The 16759-nt window shown below is 58.9% G+C and carries 16 protein-coding genes and 2 pseudogenes; 10 read left to right on the top strand and 8 right to left on the bottom strand.

What is annotated here, in order from left to right:
• Window positions 1-22 precede the first annotated feature (22 nt).
• A complete protein-coding gene (trxA, locus tag VR74_RS14720; RefSeq protein ID WP_045698087.1) occupies window positions 23-343 on the top strand; it encodes a thioredoxin in 321 nt (106 codons plus the stop codon).
• Window positions 344-367: 24 nt separating this feature from the next.
• On the opposite strand, the gene VR74_RS14715 is transcribed toward trxA, so the two are convergent.
• Together VR74_RS14715 and VR74_RS14710 are read right to left on the bottom strand one after the other, a co-directional pair.
• Window positions 368-856 carry a DUF305 domain-containing protein gene (locus VR74_RS14715; protein WP_045698085.1) on the bottom strand — a complete coding sequence of 163 codons (489 nt, stop codon included), beginning with the start codon at window positions 854-856 and terminating at the stop codon, window positions 368-370.
• 63 nt (window positions 857-919) lie between these two features.
• Complete coding sequence (locus VR74_RS14710; protein WP_045698083.1) at window positions 920-1879, bottom strand: ABC transporter ATP-binding protein; 960 nt, start codon at window positions 1877-1879, stop codon at window positions 920-922.
• Between the two features lie 118 nt (window positions 1880-1997).
• On the opposite strand from VR74_RS14710, the gene VR74_RS14705 reads away from it, so the two are divergent.
• From VR74_RS14705 to VR74_RS14695, 3 genes are read left to right on the top strand one after another with little or no spacing between them, the layout of a single operon-like run.
• Window positions 1998-2201, top strand: a complete 204-nt coding sequence (locus tag VR74_RS14705; RefSeq protein WP_045698082.1) for a zinc-finger domain-containing protein — start codon at window positions 1998-2000, stop codon at window positions 2199-2201.
• Window positions 2202-2214: 13 nt separating this feature from the next.
• Window positions 2215-3420 carry an FAD-dependent monooxygenase gene (locus VR74_RS14700; RefSeq protein ID WP_045698079.1) on the top strand — a complete coding sequence of 402 codons (1206 nt, stop codon included), beginning with the start codon at window positions 2215-2217 and terminating at the stop codon, window positions 3418-3420.
• Between the two features lie 54 nt (window positions 3421-3474).
• Window positions 3475-4851, top strand: coding sequence for an L-serine ammonia-lyase (locus tag VR74_RS14695; protein WP_045698077.1), 1377 nt, complete (start codon window positions 3475-3477; stop codon window positions 4849-4851).
• Here the strand turns inward: VR74_RS14695 and VR74_RS21150 are convergent.
• Entirely contained in the window at window positions 4838-5755 is a 918-nt protein-coding gene (locus VR74_RS21150) for an alpha/beta fold hydrolase (RefSeq protein WP_299950711.1), read from the bottom strand. The genes VR74_RS14695 and VR74_RS21150 overlap by 14 nt on opposite strands.
• A 358-nt stretch (window positions 5756-6113) precedes the next feature.
• Here VR74_RS21150 and VR74_RS14685 point away from each other — a divergent pair, with 358 nt between their 5' ends.
• Together VR74_RS14685 and VR74_RS14680 are read left to right on the top strand one after the other, a co-directional pair.
• On the top strand, window positions 6114-7085 hold the full coding sequence (locus VR74_RS14685) for a glycosyltransferase family 2 protein (protein WP_045698076.1): 972 nt from the start codon (window positions 6114-6116) through the stop codon (window positions 7083-7085).
• An 877-nt stretch (window positions 7086-7962) separates the two neighbouring features.
• Entirely contained in the window at window positions 7963-9597 is a 1635-nt protein-coding gene (locus VR74_RS14680) for an amidase (protein WP_045698074.1), read from the top strand.
• A 357-nt stretch (window positions 9598-9954) separates the two neighbouring features.
• Here VR74_RS14680 and VR74_RS14675 read toward each other — a convergent pair.
• Window positions 9955-10234: pseudogene (locus VR74_RS14675) on the bottom strand (transposase); the annotation flags it as partial.
• On the opposite strand from VR74_RS14675, the pseudogene VR74_RS21590 reads away from it, so the two are divergent.
• The 4 genes and pseudogenes from VR74_RS21590 to VR74_RS14655 form a co-directional block, all read left to right on the top strand.
• Window positions 10216-10761, top strand: a pseudogene (locus tag VR74_RS21590) (integrase core domain-containing protein); the annotation flags it as partial. The pseudogenes VR74_RS14675 and VR74_RS21590 sit on opposite strands and share 19 nt — an antisense overlap.
• 229 nt (window positions 10762-10990) lie before the next feature.
• Window positions 10991-12301, top strand: coding sequence for a site-specific integrase (locus VR74_RS14665; protein ID WP_081812293.1), 1311 nt, complete (start codon window positions 10991-10993; stop codon window positions 12299-12301).
• A 144-nt stretch (window positions 12302-12445) separates the two neighbouring features.
• Window positions 12446-12697 carry a helix-turn-helix domain-containing protein gene (locus VR74_RS14660; RefSeq protein WP_034742700.1) on the top strand — a complete coding sequence of 84 codons (252 nt, stop codon included), beginning with the start codon at window positions 12446-12448 and terminating at the stop codon, window positions 12695-12697.
• Complete coding sequence (locus VR74_RS14655; protein WP_034742697.1) at window positions 12697-14007, top strand: type II toxin-antitoxin system HipA family toxin; 1311 nt, start codon at window positions 12697-12699, stop codon at window positions 14005-14007. Before VR74_RS14660 ends, VR74_RS14655 begins: the two co-directional genes overlap by 1 nt.
• Before the next feature lie 10 nt (window positions 14008-14017).
• Here VR74_RS14655 and VR74_RS14650 read toward each other — a convergent pair whose 3' ends face one another.
• Genes VR74_RS14650 through trbG form a run of 4 tightly spaced genes read right to left on the bottom strand, consistent with a single transcriptional unit; the run spans window position 14018 to window position 16752 of the window.
• Window positions 14018-14212 (bottom strand): AlpA family phage regulatory protein, encoded by a 195-nt coding sequence (locus tag VR74_RS14650; protein WP_034742695.1) that lies wholly within the window; start codon window positions 14210-14212, stop codon window positions 14018-14020.
• A 46-nt stretch (window positions 14213-14258) separates the two neighbouring features.
• Window positions 14259-14477 carry a DUF2274 domain-containing protein gene (locus VR74_RS14645; RefSeq protein WP_034742691.1) on the bottom strand — a complete coding sequence of 73 codons (219 nt, stop codon included), beginning with the start codon at window positions 14475-14477 and terminating at the stop codon, window positions 14259-14261.
• Complete coding sequence (locus tag VR74_RS14640) at window positions 14474-15733, bottom strand: TrbI/VirB10 family protein (RefSeq protein WP_045698065.1); 1260 nt, start codon at window positions 15731-15733, stop codon at window positions 14474-14476. The genes VR74_RS14645 and VR74_RS14640 overlap by 4 nt, the downstream gene beginning before the upstream one ends.
• Window positions 15730-16752, bottom strand: a complete 1023-nt coding sequence (gene trbG / locus VR74_RS14635) for a P-type conjugative transfer protein TrbG (protein WP_034741927.1) — start codon at window positions 16750-16752, stop codon at window positions 15730-15732. The genes VR74_RS14640 and trbG overlap by 4 nt, the downstream gene beginning before the upstream one ends.
• Window positions 16753-16759 lie beyond the last annotated feature (7 nt).

Genomic DNA, 16759 nt, shown 5'->3' with positions numbered 1-16759 from the left:
AAGCAAGATAGAGGAGCCCGTCATGGCTGCAGTGAACGTAACCGACGATGAATTCGACAATGTGATCGCCACGTCTGATGTGCCCGTTGTCGTGGATTTCTGGGCCGAATGGTGCGGTCCGTGCAAGCAGATGTCGCCCCATCTTGAAGCCGTTTCGGAAGACATGGCCGGCAAGGTGAAGGTCGCCAAGATCAATGTCGACGAGAACCCGATGGTCGCTTCCAAGTATGGCGTTCGCGGCATGCCGACCCTGATGGTGTTCAAGGATGGCAAAGTTGCCGCCACGCATCTCGGCGCGATGAGCAAGCAGGCCATCACCGACTGGATCAAGCAGAGTATCTAGGCGGCGCAGGCGCGCCCGCATCACCTAGTCCGGGTTGCGCTGGTCCTGGATGCCGTCAGCCTTGATGTCGGCGATCAGGGCTTCCATTTCGGAAATTTCCGCCCGCTGGGCCTCGACGATGCGATCGGCCAGATCGCGGACGCGCGGGTCACGGATGTTGGCGCGTTCGCTGGTCAGGATGGCGATCGAATGGTGAGGGATCATTGCCTTCATCCATGCCGTATCGTCCACGGTTGCCTGACTGCGTACCAGCCATAGCGATGCGGCGAAGACTGCAAAACTGCCAGCAAATATCGCGACATTGATCTTTATGTTGCGGTACATGTTCAGCATGAAACCGAGCATGACCACGGCCATAGACGCGCCCATGACGAAGGCCATGTAGAGCCGTGTCTCACTGAACCAGACATGGTCCAGCGCATAGGTGTTCAAGTACATCAGTCCGAACATGACAATCGTGGAGGTCGCGATCATCGCCGCGAACTTCCAGTAGTGTGAGGTGTGGTCCTCCATCCTCTTCTCCTTGGTTGCTTGTGAACCAACGGCAAGGGACGGAGGGTGTTCCGCAAGAAACGACTAGGCGGCTTCCGGCTCGCTGGTCAGCGACAGGAAGACATCTTCCAGATCGGGGGCTTCGGTGACGAGGTCCCCGATGCTGACTCCGGCACCGCGTACCTGTTCCAGAAGGCGGCCGATGCCGGTTTCACTGGTGCGGAAGGTGATGGCGAGTTCGCCCGTATCGCGGATTCGGGCGTCGAGGCCAGCCAGGCTGGCCGGAACAGCGCTAAGCGGCTCCTTCGGCGTAATGACCAGCGTCTTGTAGTCGAGGCGCGCAAGCAGTTTCGGCGTTGGCTCGCTCGCGACGATCTCGCCATGGTTCACAATGGCAATGGAATCACAGAGTTCTTCAGCTTCCTCGAGATAGTGCGTGGTCAGGATGATCGTGGTGCCGCGGTCATGCAATTCGCGCACATAGGTCCAGAGTGACCGGCGCAGTTCCACATCAACGCCAGCCGTCGGTTCGTCGAGAATCAGCACGGGCGGATTGTGCACAAGCGCCTTGGCCACCATCAGACGCCGCTTCATGCCCCCTGAGAGCTGGCGGACATAGGCGTCCTTCTTGTCTTCAAGGCCCAGCGCCGTGAGGATTTCGAGGCTGCGCCGTTCCGATTTCGGGACGCCATAGAAGCCGGCCATGAGTTCCAGCATCTCCATGGGCGTGAAGAAGGGATCGGCAACGATTTCCTGGTTCACAACGCCAATGGCGGCGCGGCTCTGGCGCGGGTGCTGGTCAATGTCGAGCCCCCAGATCCGGGCGGTGCCTGACGTCTTGTTCACAAGGCCGGCGAGAATATTGATGAAGGTGGATTTTCCCGCGCCATTCGGGCCAAGCAGGCCAAAAACCGAGCCGCGCGGAATGCGCAAGCTGATATCCTTCAGGGCGTGCTTTTCAGGCATCTTGCCGGAGGCGTGGTAGATTTTCTCGAGGTGATCGACTTCGATGGCGAATTCGGGAGCAGTCGTCGCATTGGTCATACAGGCCTCATTGCACTTGCAGGCCTGTCTTGCGCGGGGCGGCCCTGCGGACTAGTTAGGACCCTGAAGCGGCGCTAACAAGGACTTGCGCCGTAAACTCCATGGAAAGCCGCGAGCGATGAACAAATCCCGTGATGTCTTCAGTCCGCCGGAAATCGTATTGTCCAATAGCCACAAGGTTTCCTGCAATGGCGGCGGCGGGGCCCTGGGCCACCCGAAAGTCTGGTATGAAATGGGCGATGAAGACTTTGTCGAGTGCAAGTATTGCGACCGGCGATTCGTCCTGATCGGCGGCAAGGAAGACAGTTCGCAAAAGCGTTAGGCGCACCTGAACCATGAAAATCCTGATTGCAGGGGGCGGTATAGGCGGGCTGACAGCGGCTCTGGCGCTCACGCAGTTCGGGCATGATGTCACTATCCTGGAACAGGCCGAGGCGCTGGGCGAGGTTGGTGCGGGTCTGCAGATCAGTCCCAATGGCATGAAAGTGTTCGAAGCGCTGGGCATGTCCGACCGGATTGCGGACACGGCCTTCCAGCCTGAAGGCATTGAAATGCGCCTCGGGCGCAGCGGCCGGATCGTGTTCGACATTCCACTGGGCCTCGCGGCGGCCGACCGCTGGGGCGCGCCCTACCTGCATGTGCATCGGGCAGACCTTGTCACCGCCCTGAGTGCGGAACTCGCTGAGCGTGCGCCGGGTGCCGTCCGGCTGGGTGCGAAACTGGCGCGATACGAACAGGACGAGACGGGCGTTACTGCAGTGCTTGAGGACGAAACCCGTGTGTCAGGCGACGTTCTGGTGGGGGCCGATGGCATCCATTCGGTCGTGCGGGCGCAGATGATGGGGCCGGACAGCCCGCGATTCACGGGCAATGTCGCGTGGCGCGCCGTCGTGCCGATCGACTTGCTGGGCAAACACCTTCCGCCGCCGACTGCCTGCGCGTGGGTCGGCAAGGGGCGTCACGCCGTGACCTATCGCCTGCGCCACGGCCTGCTGGCGAACTTTGTTGGCGTGGTGGAGCATGACGGCTGGCAGGTGGAGTCCTGGTCGGGCGAGGGCGAGCGGGCGGACGCACTCGCAGATTTTTCAGGCTGGCACCCGGTGATCGTGAACCTGATCCGCAATGCGGGCACGCTGAACCGCTGGGCCTTGTTTGACCGTGCGCCGCTGGCGCGCTGGACCGATGGCCGGGTCGCCCTTCTGGGGGATGCCTGCCATCCCATGCTGCCCTTCCTGGCACAAGGCGCCGTGATGGCGGTGGAAGATGCCTGGGTGCTGGCTGCGCGCCTGTCGGAAGGGCAAAGCGTGCCAGCGAGCCTTGCGGCCTACGAGGCGGACCGCCGCGACCGGACAAGCGCCGTGCAGGCGGGGGCGCGCGCCAACGCGAAACTGTTCCACCGGCACAACCCCCTCACGCAGCTGGCAACATATGGTCCGATGTGGCTGGCGGGCCGAACGGCGCCGGGCTTCGTGCATTCGCGCAATGACTGGATTTACGGGCATGACGTGACTGCCACGCAGAGCGGCAAGCCCTTGCCTTAATCCAGCGCAACGGGCAGGCATTGTCCTTCCGTCCAGCCGAATACAGGTACATTCATGCTTTCAGTCCTCGATCTCTTCCGCGTCGGTATCGGGCCGTCGAGCTCGCACACGGTGGGGCCGATCCGGATTGCCAATCGGTTCATTTCGATACTTGGAGATGGTGATGCGCTGGCAAAGCTCGCGCGCATCGAGGTCGAACTGCAGGGCTCGCTGGCGCTGACAGGTGTCGGCCATGCGACGCCCAAGGCGGTCGTTCTTGGCCTGCTGGGGCTTGAGCCGGAAACGCTGGACCCCGACATGGCGGATTCGCAGGTCGCGGACGTATATGTGGGCAAGCGCCTGCCATTGGCCGGTGGACGATCTGTGGATTTTGATCCGGAGGCGGATATCGTATTCGCCTACCATGTGTTGCCGGATCTGCACCCGAACGGCATGAAGCTGAGCGCCTTCGACGCGGAGGGAAACCTGCTGCGCGAGGAGACGTATTATTCGACTGGCGGCGGGTTCATTGCCACGGCGAAACAATTGCGGACGCCGCTTGCCGACGACATCGTGCAGGCGGGGCGGGCCGTGCCCTATCCCTTCGCATCGGCCGCAGAACTACTGTCGATTTGCGCCGACAAGGGCATGGCAATTCACGAGGTGATCCTGGCCAATGAGGATGCCGTGCGCCCGCCCGCCGAGACCGAAGCGGCGCTCGACCGGATCGTTGAGGTCATGCTGGGCTGTATCCAGCGCGGCCTGGGGCGGGAAGGAGTTTTACCGGGCGGACTGAAAGTGCGCCGCCGGGCCCCGGCCCTGTGGCAGAAGCTGCAGGCCTCTCCGCAATCGAATGAGCGCGAGCAATTGTTCGACTGGCTGAATGTCTATGCCATGGCCGTGAACGAGGAGAACGCGAGCGGCGGGCAAGTGGTAACAGCGCCGACGAATGGCGCAGCGGGCATCATTCCCTCTGTCATCAAACATTACTGTGCGGACGCGGAAGACAGCACCGAACGGCTGCGAAAGTTCCTGCTGGCAGCAGGGGGAGTGGGCCTTTTGTACAAGCAGCGCGCGTCGATTTCCGGCGCCGAAATGGGATGTCAGGGAGAAGTGGGCGTGGCCTGCTCGATGGCGGCTGCGGGCCTCGCAGCGGTGTGGGGCGGCACGGCGCAGCAATGCGCCAATGCGGCCGAGATCGGCATGGAGCATAATCTGGGCCTGACCTGTGATCCCGTCGGCGGGCTGGTTCAGATACCGTGCATTGAACGCAACGCTATTGGCGCGGTCAAAGCGGTCAATGCCGCGCGGCTGGCGCTTCACTCGGTGGAGCAGACCAAGGTTTCACTGGATCAGGTGATTGAGACGATGCGCCAGACCGGCCTCGACATGTCGTCGAAGTACAAGGAAACCAGCCAGGGCGGGCTGGCGGTGAATGTCATCGAGTGCTGAAGCCTTGATTTCCGATTTCCGTCTGGTCACGGATGCTTGTGTCGGATGAAAGCGGTGCGCGCAGGGGAATCATGGTTCGCGTCATGTAGCGTACTTCCCGTGCGATGCGCGCAGCATGGGCAGGGTTGAGCAGGGACGTGCGGGTCTCGCCTTCGAGGCCGAACAGGCGGCCATAGCCGCCCTGGTTCGAGACCGATTTCACGATATTGGCATTCTCGCCGCCATCAGCCATGCATGAGAAGACTGATACGGGTGAGTTCACCGTGACGGCCGGATCGAAATAATCGGCCATGGGATCAATCGCGGCCACCTCTGCCAGAGCGGCGACCCAACGCTGGGTCTGGCGAAACAGGAAGCGTTTTTCCGTTCGCCGTTCGCGGGGCAGGTCGATATCGTCGCCCGCGAAGGGCGCGGCGGCATTCAGCACGCCGGTCTTTGAGGCCAGCCGTCCAAGCTGCAACAAGGCTGCGAAGGACTTGAGCGCGCGCATGCCGTCCTTCTGGCGCAGGAATTTCGGGTTCATCGCGTCAATGAAAACGCGGCCCGCGAGTTCATCCGGATGCAGGTTGGCAAAGGCGTGGAGGCGCAGGCCCGCCATGGAATGGCCAACCAGTATATAAGGCGCCCGCCCGCCCAGCCGGGCCAGAAGCCGCTTCAGGTCGGCAATGTGGAAAGCAGGCGTCGGCGCGCCTTCCGGCGCCGGATCGCTCCAGTCCATGCCTGCCCGCCCGTACAGAACGACACGGTGATCGGTCTTGAGTGCCTCCTTGATCCACCAGCCGTCGGCATAAGTGCCGAACGCGCCGTGATCGAACACGACCCAGGGGGCCTCCTCTGGCCCCTCGACCAGCACATGCAGGCGGCGACCGGGTTCGACTTCAACGAGATCAAAAGGCGCGTTCATGGGAACAAATCTTGGCTTTGAGGATTAGGCGGCGGATAGGCGCTGGCTGAATGCGGCAAGATGTACGCGCTTGTACGTGGCGCTGAAACATGGCGGGGGATCAAATGCTGCTATTTCTGCTCGAGGATGGAGACAAGTGAACATATGGAAGGATTTACTAAACCGTGCGGTCTTGCGTCACTGGCCCCATTGAAGTGCCGACGGATCGAGGCACGTAGAATGTGCAAAACAGCGATCTTTTTGCAGCTGGAGGGGCGTCTTCCTCATTCAAGCGCAGAATCACGCACCTCCGCGATGATCGAAACGCTCTATGTGATAGATTCAACGCTCTTTGTGATAGATTTAGAGTAGCGTTCCGATGGCCAGATTTGAAGTTGTGATCCCATACTTCCAGCGTGATCCCGGGCATCTTGTGAATGCTCTATCTTCGATATTCGCCCAGGATTTGGAGGATGTGCTGGTTCACGTCGTCGATGACGGTTCGCCTCGTGCGGCGGCGCTGGACCTGGAAATGATGCCCGCTGCAGACGTCAGCCGCGTCAATCTTGTCGTCCAGGAGAATACAGGCGCGAACGGGGCGCGGAATCGCGGGCTGGCCGAAGTGTCCCCCGACGCCCGGTATGTCGCGTTCCTGGATTCCGATGACGCCTGGCTTCCCGGACACCTGGATCGCGCCGCGGCTGCACTGGAGAGACCTGGCACCGACTTCTTCTATGACACGATACGGATCGACGATGCCCTAGCGGCCAAATATCGCCCCCCAGAGGAATTCCTCGACAAGGCGCACTTTCTCTGCCCCAACGAAGCGCCACACCTGCTAGAGATCACGCGGCCGCTGAATGTATTGTGCGGCGAATGGTATCGCCATTTGCATCTCTCGGCGACAGTCCTGACTGGCAATCTGGCGCGCCGCGTGCGCTTCAATCCCCACTTCACGATCGCGGATGATTTTGAGTTCTTCTATCAATGCGCACGGGTGTCGAGCCGTTGGATCGTGGATACGCGCAACGGTGCTGAACGGGGGGCAGGTGCCAATATCTGGCATGGAATCAAGACGTCCGAATTGCGGTATTCGCAGGAGAAATACTATTCGATGCTGGTCCTTAGCCGTATTTGCCGGGAGCGGGCCGTCGATGAAGCTGCGAGGGCGCTCGCTCGCGAGCGTATCGGGATCTATCGCGAGCAGTTTATCTGGGCGCAGAGCGACCGCGTTGCATCCGGCCGCTGGCCAAGCATGAGGCTATGGGCAAAATACATGATCATGGACCCGAAGTTTGCAGGCGGCTTGCTATCGAAAGTGATTGGCAGGGCAAAGCAGGCTTTGTCGTAATCAATGACACATGCCGCCACGCGACGCGAATCTGATTTGGCTAGATATGAGCGGCTAGAGGCATAGGTGACAGATTGTACCGGACACATGGGTCACACTTTCCGCTTTGGCGGGAGGTTCCCCAGGAGGAGATCGCAGCCAGTCGAAAAGGCTTCCTGGATCAACAGACTGGGAGGCGCGCGGTGCCGCACGGGCTGTGGTCAAGTTTCAGGGACTGGGTTGCTGAGTGTACCAGCTACCCGGGCGAACTCGCTGAAATCGCAATTGCTCATAGGCAAGGGTCATAGACAGAACTGGCCTGTAAGAGGCTCTCCCAAGTCGAAAAACGCCGCCTAATGATGGCTGGCAGGAGCATCTATCCGGGACATTGCCCGGCCAGGGCTGCGACAGGCTCGAATGCGTCTCCACGGTCGATTGCCAGCCTGCACTATGATCCTTTGTAGGTCTGCCATGACGCACTATTAATCCATCCGACCAAACGGCTCCTATGCGCCGCAGAAGATAAAGCCTAGTTATGCGCTGTAGCGCATATCGGTTGTGAATTGTCAGGAAGCTGGCCTATGTCAGAGCTCGTCAGATCACCCAAGCAGCTTGCCGCTCGTCCGGGGTCGGTCTTCTTACCAAGGAGAACGGCGATAATTTCGCCCATTGGGCATCCGTGAGATTCAGACGGTCCATATTCAGAACTCCCTGTTTGGCCGTTTGAATCACAATCTAGCCGATAAGTGAATCCTGATTCACAACAGACCCGAGCCAAGCTCATAAATATGTTCGGCTGGTTGCGCTCGATGGGGACGCTTAGGCGTTCTCGTATGAGGTCTATGCAAAGTGCTTTACCGCGATAGAGTGGGAACAGACTAGGTTTGGGAAGTTCGTAATGAAGCACGTCGTGCTCGCCGCTGTTTTTACCATTTCCATGGCTGCTTGTTCTCCAAAGGCGGTCAATTTATCGGATGCGCCGACAGACGGAGCGCAGACTGAGGTCGTCGATTATTCAGCGACTGGTTGGATAGCGAAGACCTTGCCTGAGATACTTGCCGCGCTTGAGGCGGAAGAAGTAACATCCGAAGCGCTTGTACATGGTTATCTCGACCGCATAGCGATAATTGATCAGGCGGGACCGACCCTGCAAGCCGTGCTGGCGCTGAATCCAAACGCTTTGGAGGAAGCCCGAGCTAGTGATGCAGCGCGCAAGGCCGGCCAGCCGATGGGACCGCTGGCCGGTGTGCCTGTCTTGCTGAAAGACAACATCGAATCGAAAGACCAGATCGCCACTACGGCTGGCGCCCTGGCGCTAAAGGGTAATGTGACGGGACGTGATTCGCCCCTGGTAGCGGGCCTGCGCGGATCTGGCGCCATTATTTTGGGCAAGACCAATCTCAGCCAGTGGGCAAATTTCCGCTCCGAAAACTCCATGAGCGGATGGTCAGCGCTGGGCGGTCAGGTACGCAATCCGCACATGCTGGACCGTAACCCGTGTGGATCGAGTTCCGGATCGGCTGCAGCGACTGCTGCATCACTCGCTGCGGCGAGTGTTGGCACCGAGACCAACGGCTCGATCATTTGTCCTTCAGCAGTTAACGGAATCGTCGGGTTCAAGCCAACCGTGGGTCTCGTGTCGCAGCAATACATCGTGCCGATTTCCTCAAGCCAGGATACGGCTGGGCCGATGACTAAGACGGTGACTGGCGCTGCCCTGATGCTGAACGCGATGTCGACGGGAGATGCCAGGACTGACTATGTAGCGGGTCTCGATGTGGGCGCGCTCAGCGGAAAGCGGATTGGCGTGATGCGGTTTGCGCAGGGCTCCAATACTAACGTCAAGGCGCTTTTCGATGGAGCGCTGACAGATCTTCAAGATGCGGGTGCAGAACTTGTGGAGATTGACGCCTTTGTTCCGTCGACAAATGACTATCAGTCGAAATCATATGACCTGTTGAAATATGAATTTAAAGCGACTCTGAACGCGTATCTTGCCGAGGCTGCCCCAGCCGTGACAGTCCGCTCATTGAAGGAGCTGATCGCGTTCAATACTGCCCATGCGGACGTGGAGCTTGCTCTGTTTGATCAGGGGATCCTTGAGGCGTCGGAGATGCTGGGTGATCTTTCAACGCCAGTCTATCTGGCAGCAAAGGCGGATGTGCAGGCCGCAACTGGCGTCAATGGTATCGACAAGATGATGGCGGATAACAGCGTCGACGTACTGGTGTCGCCTTCCGGACCGCTGGCGCCACGCGTCGATGCGATCAACGGGGACGTCTGGCCGGACTGGGCAGGCGCAGGCTATCTCGCCGCTGTGTCAGGTTATCCAAATCTCACAGTGCCAATGGGCGAGGTCAAAGGCCTGCCTGTGGGATTGTCCATGATGGCGGGCAAAGACCAGGACGCAAGTGTACTGGCGATGGGGTATGCTTATGAGCAGCAGTCAAAGAAGCGTGTTGATCCACAGTACCTGAGTAACGCAGAAGCGCGCCCTGAGATTGCTGAAGCGATGAAGCGTCGCGCAGACTAGGCTTTAAATACAGCCTGTTCGGTACATCCTTTGTCGTTGGACAGGGCGACGTGCGGCGACCTGCCGTTTGATCACTCTGCCGCCACGGGCTTCAGGCCCGCATGAGTCAGCATCCACATTACGGGTGCGAAGCTCGTTCGTTTCTCTCCGCGTCGGGTTTCGTAATCCATGTGGCGCATCAGTTCGGAGCTGTCATAATTTGACCCGCTTCTCTGGGCACGCAGTTTCGCCAACACCTGCCATGGAATAGGCGAGCGGGCATCGACAGCGAAGTTGAGGATGTCTGGGGCTGTCCTAAAGCTTGTGCTCGCGGCCTGGGACTGTCCTAAATTTTGTGCTCGTGGCCGTTTTTCATTATCAGACCACGAACCTGTCACCGAAGATGACAGCGAACTGGGTCTTCGCCTCGAACCATTCACGCGGGGGCCGTTTCCATTCCTGGGCAGCGTGATTGAGGACCAAGTATAGCAGCTTCATAGCCGCCTCGTCACTCGTGAAGTGACCGCACGTGCGCACCGCCCGCCGGAGCTTTGAGTTCAGGGCCTCGATCGCATTCGTGGTGTAAATGATCCGGCGGATCGCCTTCACTGAAGGCAAGGAACGGGATCACCTGTTCCCAATGGCGTCCCGCTTGCCAGTCCCAACGGGCTCTACAATCTCTCGAAACTCTCTGTCTGGTGGCTCAGACTCGGCATCGCCATCGAACGCATCAAGCCAGGCCATCCGCAGCAGAATGGCTGGCATGAGCGCATGCACCTTACCCTGAAGCAGGAAACCACCCGACCGGCCTGCGAAAATCACCTGCAACAGCAGGTGCGGTTCGATGACTTCGTCGGGGAATACAACACACAATCGCCCGCATGAAGGCCTCGCCATCGCGACCCCTCTAAAGATCCACACGCCGTCATCCCGCATCCATGACGGCCTGCCAGACATCGACTATCCCTTTCATGACCGCGAGGTCCCGATAACCGCCTTCGGCCGGATCTGCATGCACCGGAAAAAATCAACATCTCCACCGTGCTCGCGGGTCAGCATGTCGGCATAAGGGAAGTCGACGACGGCATATGGCTCGTCTCCTTCATGCACTATGACCTCGGATACGTTGACCTCGAGCAGAGAACCCTGCAGACAATCGACAACCCGTTCGGAGCAAAAGTGTAACCCATCTCTCCGGTACATACTGTGACCTATGTGTCCGGGCCGGACAAAAAAAGGGGTGGCTCCGCGAGTAGGAGCCACCCCAGTATTTCATGCCGTTCCATGTTGTTCCAAAAAATGTAAAAAAATTCATTTAATACAACTCATTGGAGAACAGGCTTGTTTTGTGGTGTTCCATTTTATATCACTCTATCGAAATTCTTTTGTGGGGCGGTTTGTGGGGCGAAACCATATGCCAAAGTTACTTACTCCTCTTTCAGCCAAAGCTGTCGCGTCTCTGAAACACTCAGGTACGGGCGAAAAATCGAGGCATTCGGTGGGCGGCATTGCCGGATTGTATCTCGTCACTTATGCGAGTGGGGCTCGGTGTTGGTTGCTTCGGGGTACATTGAACAAACGTCGCAAAGAAATCGGTCTGGGCTCGGCATTCGAGTTGTCACTCAGCGAAGCGCGCGAGAAAGCACGTGAGTACCGCAGGCAGTTGGCAGATGGGATTGACCCCACTTTCAAGGAAGAAACAGTTGAGCAAAAGCGAATTATCTTTGCCAAGGCTGTCGAACAGTTTTTCGAAACTGAATTGTCCGAGGTTAAGGAGAAAGAATTTAAAGCGTGGAAAAATACGCTCCATACCTATGCTGTTCCGATCATTGGAAAATTGGACGTTGAGCATATTACTACGCTTCACATCGCAGATGTGCTCAAGCCAATTTGGTCGACGAAGCGCGAACTCGCCAAGAAGATTAGGGTACGCCTCGACAAGATATTTGTCTGGTTGAAGGCAACGGGCTATCGGGAGCAAGACAGTCCCGCGAAATGGGTGGACCTGAAACCGATTTTGGATCCCCTGGGACGGGATAAGAAAGCCGCGCATCGGCCAGCGGTGCCATTCGTTGACGCGCCGAGGTGGTTCGAATTGATCCGCCAGAAGAAGAGCTTGGCTGCGCGAGCACTCGAGTTTCTGTGTCTTACGGCGGTAAGGTCGGGTGATGTGAGATACATGTCCTGGAGTGAGGTCGATTTCGACACGAGAGTCTGGACGATACCGCCGAACAGACAAGGGACAAAACTCAAGACCCGAGACCACAAGGTGCCGCTTACCGAGCCGATGCTGGCGCTACTGCGAAAGGTAAAACAGGAACAGAACGGCGAGTATGTCTTCGCGGGACTCAATGGTTGCCCTATGAGCGAAAATACGATCGCCAAACTTATGCGGGAAGTTCACCTGGAGGAGATCGCAGCCGGTCGAAAGGGCTTCCTGGATCAACAGACAGGGAAGCGCGCGGTGCCGCACGGGCTGCGGTCAACTTTCAGGGATTGGATTGCTGAGTGTACCAACTACCCGGGCGAACTCGCTGAAATCGCAATTGCTCATAAGCAAGGGTCAGAGACAGAACTGGCCTATAAGAGGCTTTCCCAAGTAGAAAAACGCCGCCGCATGATGGCTGACTGGAGTAACTATTTGGGCCATCGCTCAGCCAAGGTTTCCGCACGTTCGAACGCACCTCGCCAGTCAACTTATAGCCTGCACTATGATCCAGTGTAAGTCTGCCCTGTCGCGCCATTAATCCATTCGACCAAAAGGTAATTATGCGCTGCAGGTGATAAAGCTTTATCATACGCCGTAGCGTATATTGACATTTTATACGCTGTGGCGTATGGGGGTCATGAATAGTCAGGAAGCTCGCCAATGTCCCAACTCGTCAGATCACCCAAGCAGCTTGGCGTCGCCTTGCGGCGTTCTCGTCGTACGCAGGCGATGACGCAGGCTGACCTGGCCAGCCGAGCCGGCGTGAGACAAGGCACCATATCACATGTGGAGAACGGGCTTGAAACGGTCAAGCTCAACACGGTGATGGACCTGCTGCGGGCACTCGACCTTGAGATTGTTGTCCGCCAGCGGACCAAAGGCTCGCACAGTGACATTGAGGATCTGTTCTGATGTCCCGGCCGCGGCGTAGCGCAGGACTGGTCGTCGCTCTCAATGGCCGCGTCGTGGGGTTGCTTGATCGCGCCCCGAACGGCGCAATCTCATTTGCGTATGACAAGGAATGGCTCGCCGATGCGCGCCGGGCCATACCTGTCTCATTGTCGCTTCCGTTGCGTGAGGAGCGTTATACCGGGGCGGAAGTGTCCGCCTTCTTCGACAATCTTCTTCCCGACAATGACCAGATCAGGCGCAAGGTTGCCGAAAAGGTGGGGGCGGAGGGCACCGACGCGTTCAGCCTCCTGAATCAGATCGGCCGTGACTGCGTCGGGGCTCTGCAATTCGTACCGGAAGGTGATGAGGTAACACCGCCCACACAGCCTGAGTATCTCCAGCTGAGCGACGCAGACGTCGCTGAGATCATTCGCAATCTGGCCACAGCGCCGCTGGGTGTCAGGCCGAGCGGCGAACGGGAACTGCGGATCTCCATTGCAGGCGCCCAGGAAAAAACGGCCTTGCTTTGGAATGATGGCTGGTGTTTGCCAAAGGGCACAACGCCAACCACGCATATTCTGAAGCCCGGACTCGGCAAGCTTCCGAATGGACTCGACATGACCCAGAGTGTCGAGAACGAGCATTTCTGTCTCACGCTTTGCCGGGAACTCGGGCTTGAAGTGGCGCAAAGTCAGATTGTTGATGTCGATGGCATCCGCATTCTCGCTGTGGAGCGCTTTGATCGCCTGAGAGCGAGTGATGGCCGTTTGCTCCGCATTCCCCAGGAGGATTTCTGCCAGGCGCTCTCGGTGCCGCCGACACGCAAGTATAACAATGACGGCGGACCAGGCATTCGCGAATGTCTCGGTCTCCTGGCTGGCAGCGACTATGCTGAAGAGGACAGGCTGGCCTTCCTGAAGGCCCAGATCGTGTTCTGGCTTATTGGCGCTACTGATGGCCATGCCAAGAATTTCAGCCTCTTTCTGACACCGGGAGGACGCTACCGAATGACGCCGCTCTACGACATCATGTCCTTGCAGCCGAATTATGCGGCGAAGCAGCTCAGGCGGAAGGAATTTCGTCTCTCCATGGCGATTGGGGACAATCGATACTATGCGATGGAAAGCATCCTCCCGTACCACTTCCTTGAGGACGCGAAAGCGGCCGGAATGGCGCAAGATCGGGTCAGGAGTCTCTTTGGCAGTCTTGGCGAAACTATTGAGGGTGCCCTCGAGCGAACCGCCGCAATCATGCCAGACGATTTTCCGAAGCTTCTGGTTGAAGGAATTGGCCATGCGATGCGTAAACGCTCGGCCAAGTTGCTGACTTGAGCGGGAGTATTCACGACCTGGTATATGTCTGCCGGGGAGCTTCCTCGATCCAGTCCTGAACTTCCTGTTCGCGCCAACGAACGGCATCGCCTGGAAGCTTCACCGGGGCAGGAAAGACTTTCGCTCTGACCTTTCTCCACAGTGTTGTCCTGCTGCGATACCCGGTCAGTTCGAGAACCTGTTGCGCTGTAATCAACTTAGCCATTGCGTTTACTCCACTATTGATACTGTTTTTGAGCGAAGACGCTCCTTCAAGATTTCTTTGCTCTTCGAAATCCGCTGTCACTCGCCAGAAAGGTCTCCAGCATCAGCGGCACCAGTGCCGAGGCCGAAACGTCCGTTCCGTACTTCTGCGAATGGATCCGCGCATACGCGTCCAACTCCGACGCAAGCAGGGGATCGACGAGCACCGTCAGTTTCTGCGGCGTCCGGTCCGGCAGCGGCCCGATCTTCAAATTGACGTCACTCATGGCTGTCTACCTCCTTCATAGGGTTTCAGGACAATGTCCTTGTTCACCAGTACGCCGAGCCGCCAGCCGGGCCGGATTGTGATCGAAGGCTGGACGTCCAGATTGCGGCGCACGATTTCCTGACCGGCTTCATTTGCGCCGGTCTGAGCTGAACGGCGCACCGCCCGGGCAATATCGCCCTCGTCATCGCTGGAGAGTTCGGAGCCGACGCCAAGCAGGGTCGAGAGCGCTACGCCCTGCAACAGTTTCCAGGAATGATAGTCGATCTTGTCTTCGAGGCCCGCATACCCGCGGGCATCGACGCCGGCGAGATTGTCGATCCGGATCGAGGATCCGTCCGGCATCACGATCCGGCTCCAGACAAGGAGCGCGCGGGACTGGCCGAACGCGATGACGCTGTCATAGCGCCCGATCAGGCGCGCACCCTGCGGCACGAGAACGCTCTCTCCCGTGACGGTGTCATAGACCGGGCTCGTCACCTGCGCGATGACTTGGCCCGGAAGGTCGGAGTTCACGCCCGTCAGCAGGGTTGCTGGGATGATTGTCCCAGCCATCAACTGGTAGGGCGAGACCGGTGTCTCGAGTCGGTGCGGATTGTAGATCGATGGATCCGTCTCGGTGCCCAGAAAATCAAGCTTGCGGGCCTGCCGGTTCGGATCCTCGCCAAGTGACGAGCCGAACGCCCCCTCGTGAGAGGCTGTAAAAGCCGAGAGGTCCGGAAAGCTCAGTGAAGGCGACGACGATGCAGGGGCTGGATTGCCGATGACCTTCGCTCCCGCGGCCGATCCCACCTGGAAAAACACGCTGCTCCCACGTGCGGCCTCTGAGAGGGCTGCCTCGCGCGCGCGCAACTCTGTCTCCAGCGCCGCCAGCTTTTGGGGCATTGGACCCGCCTCAGGCGCATCTTCCGCCGGCAATACCATCCGCCCTTCACGCTGCGCCTTAAGGATCGGCGTACCGAGGTCTCCGGGTAGCGGTGGCCCGAGAATGTCTTCGGCAGGCTTTATCTCGTTGTAGGATGCAGGCAACGCCGCAAGGCCATCTGCTGTCGGATTATGGCCCGTGTTATAAAGCTCGCGAGACGCGCTGGCGGACTCATCCTTTGGGCTTTGTAGGGCGAAGGCCAGTGAACAGAGCACGATCGCGCTGCCGGTGCCGAGCAGGACCATCAAAGCCCGTTTGGAAAACCGTTTGACCGGCCTCGGGCGGCCTCGGATTTCGAGCGGCTGTGCCGGTGGGGAAGCTGCTTCCGTCATGGTTTCGCTGGCCCGAGATCATTGCGCGCGATCTTCACGACATCTTGTCGCTTTTCACCAAGGCGCAGTTCTGCGCGGGCGAAAAGGCGATCGACGACGTAGTAGTCGCCCGACATGCGATAGTTCACGAGCTGCGATTTGCCGTCCCGGCCAATGACGAAGAGGGCCGGGGCCTCGCCCTGGTCGAGCCGGGCCGGGAACTGGATATAGACTTTGCGGCCATCATCGAACACGCGGTCCGGTCGCCAATGAGGAAAATCGCCATCAAGGTCGTAGCGGAACTTCAGCCGCTCCAGTTGTAGTCCGGCGGGAGACGCTGAGGCGGGTGTTGCGCCGGACCGCGCGACCCGCGTCACCAGTTGCTGGTCCGCATAGCGCCAGGAAACGGCCGCCATATAGGTTTCTTCGAACGCGCGCAGTTCAAGGTGGTAGGCGCGAAGGCTCGTCGTGATGATGAGGTTGGTTTTCAGCCCCGCCTGTGTCGGCTTGATCAGGATATGGGCCTGCGACTCGGCGCCGGTCCCGGAGACTGTGTCGCCGAGTACCCAGCGAACTGTGTCGCCGGCTGAGACGGACACGAGTTCCTCGCCGGGCTGCAGGACAATGTCGGTGACCTGCTCCGGCGCGCAATAGACTTGGTAGAGCGCACCGATCGTATAGGGATAGACTTGGATCGCGTTCATGTAATTGTCGAGTGAGGGTTCGACCGCCGCCTTGCCGTTTGCCGTCTCGATGGCCTGGTAGGGCTTGAGCGATGGCGCATCTGCCTCCGCTGGCATGGGTTTCAACTGGCCGGGCATCGCGCCTGTGACACTTGTCGGCGTATAGGTGCGGTAGACAACCGGCGTTGGAGCAAGGTCCGCGTCGGCGATATCGGTCTCTTCCGCGTCAGGGGCGAGATAGAGATCTTCGACATAGTCCGGCTCATCGAGTGTGATGTCGGGACCGACGGCGGTAGGGACAGACTCGCAAGCCGTAAGCGCGGTTGAGGCGAGAAGAACCAGGGCAAGGCGTTTCATGGGGAGG

The organism is Hyphomonas sp. BRH_c22 (assembly GCF_000961795.1).
Classification (GTDB): Bacteria; Pseudomonadota; Alphaproteobacteria; order Caulobacterales; family Hyphomonadaceae; genus Hyphomonas.
The sequence above is the reverse complement of the archived record's forward strand: the minus strand, read 5'-3'. Positions and strand labels throughout refer to the sequence as shown.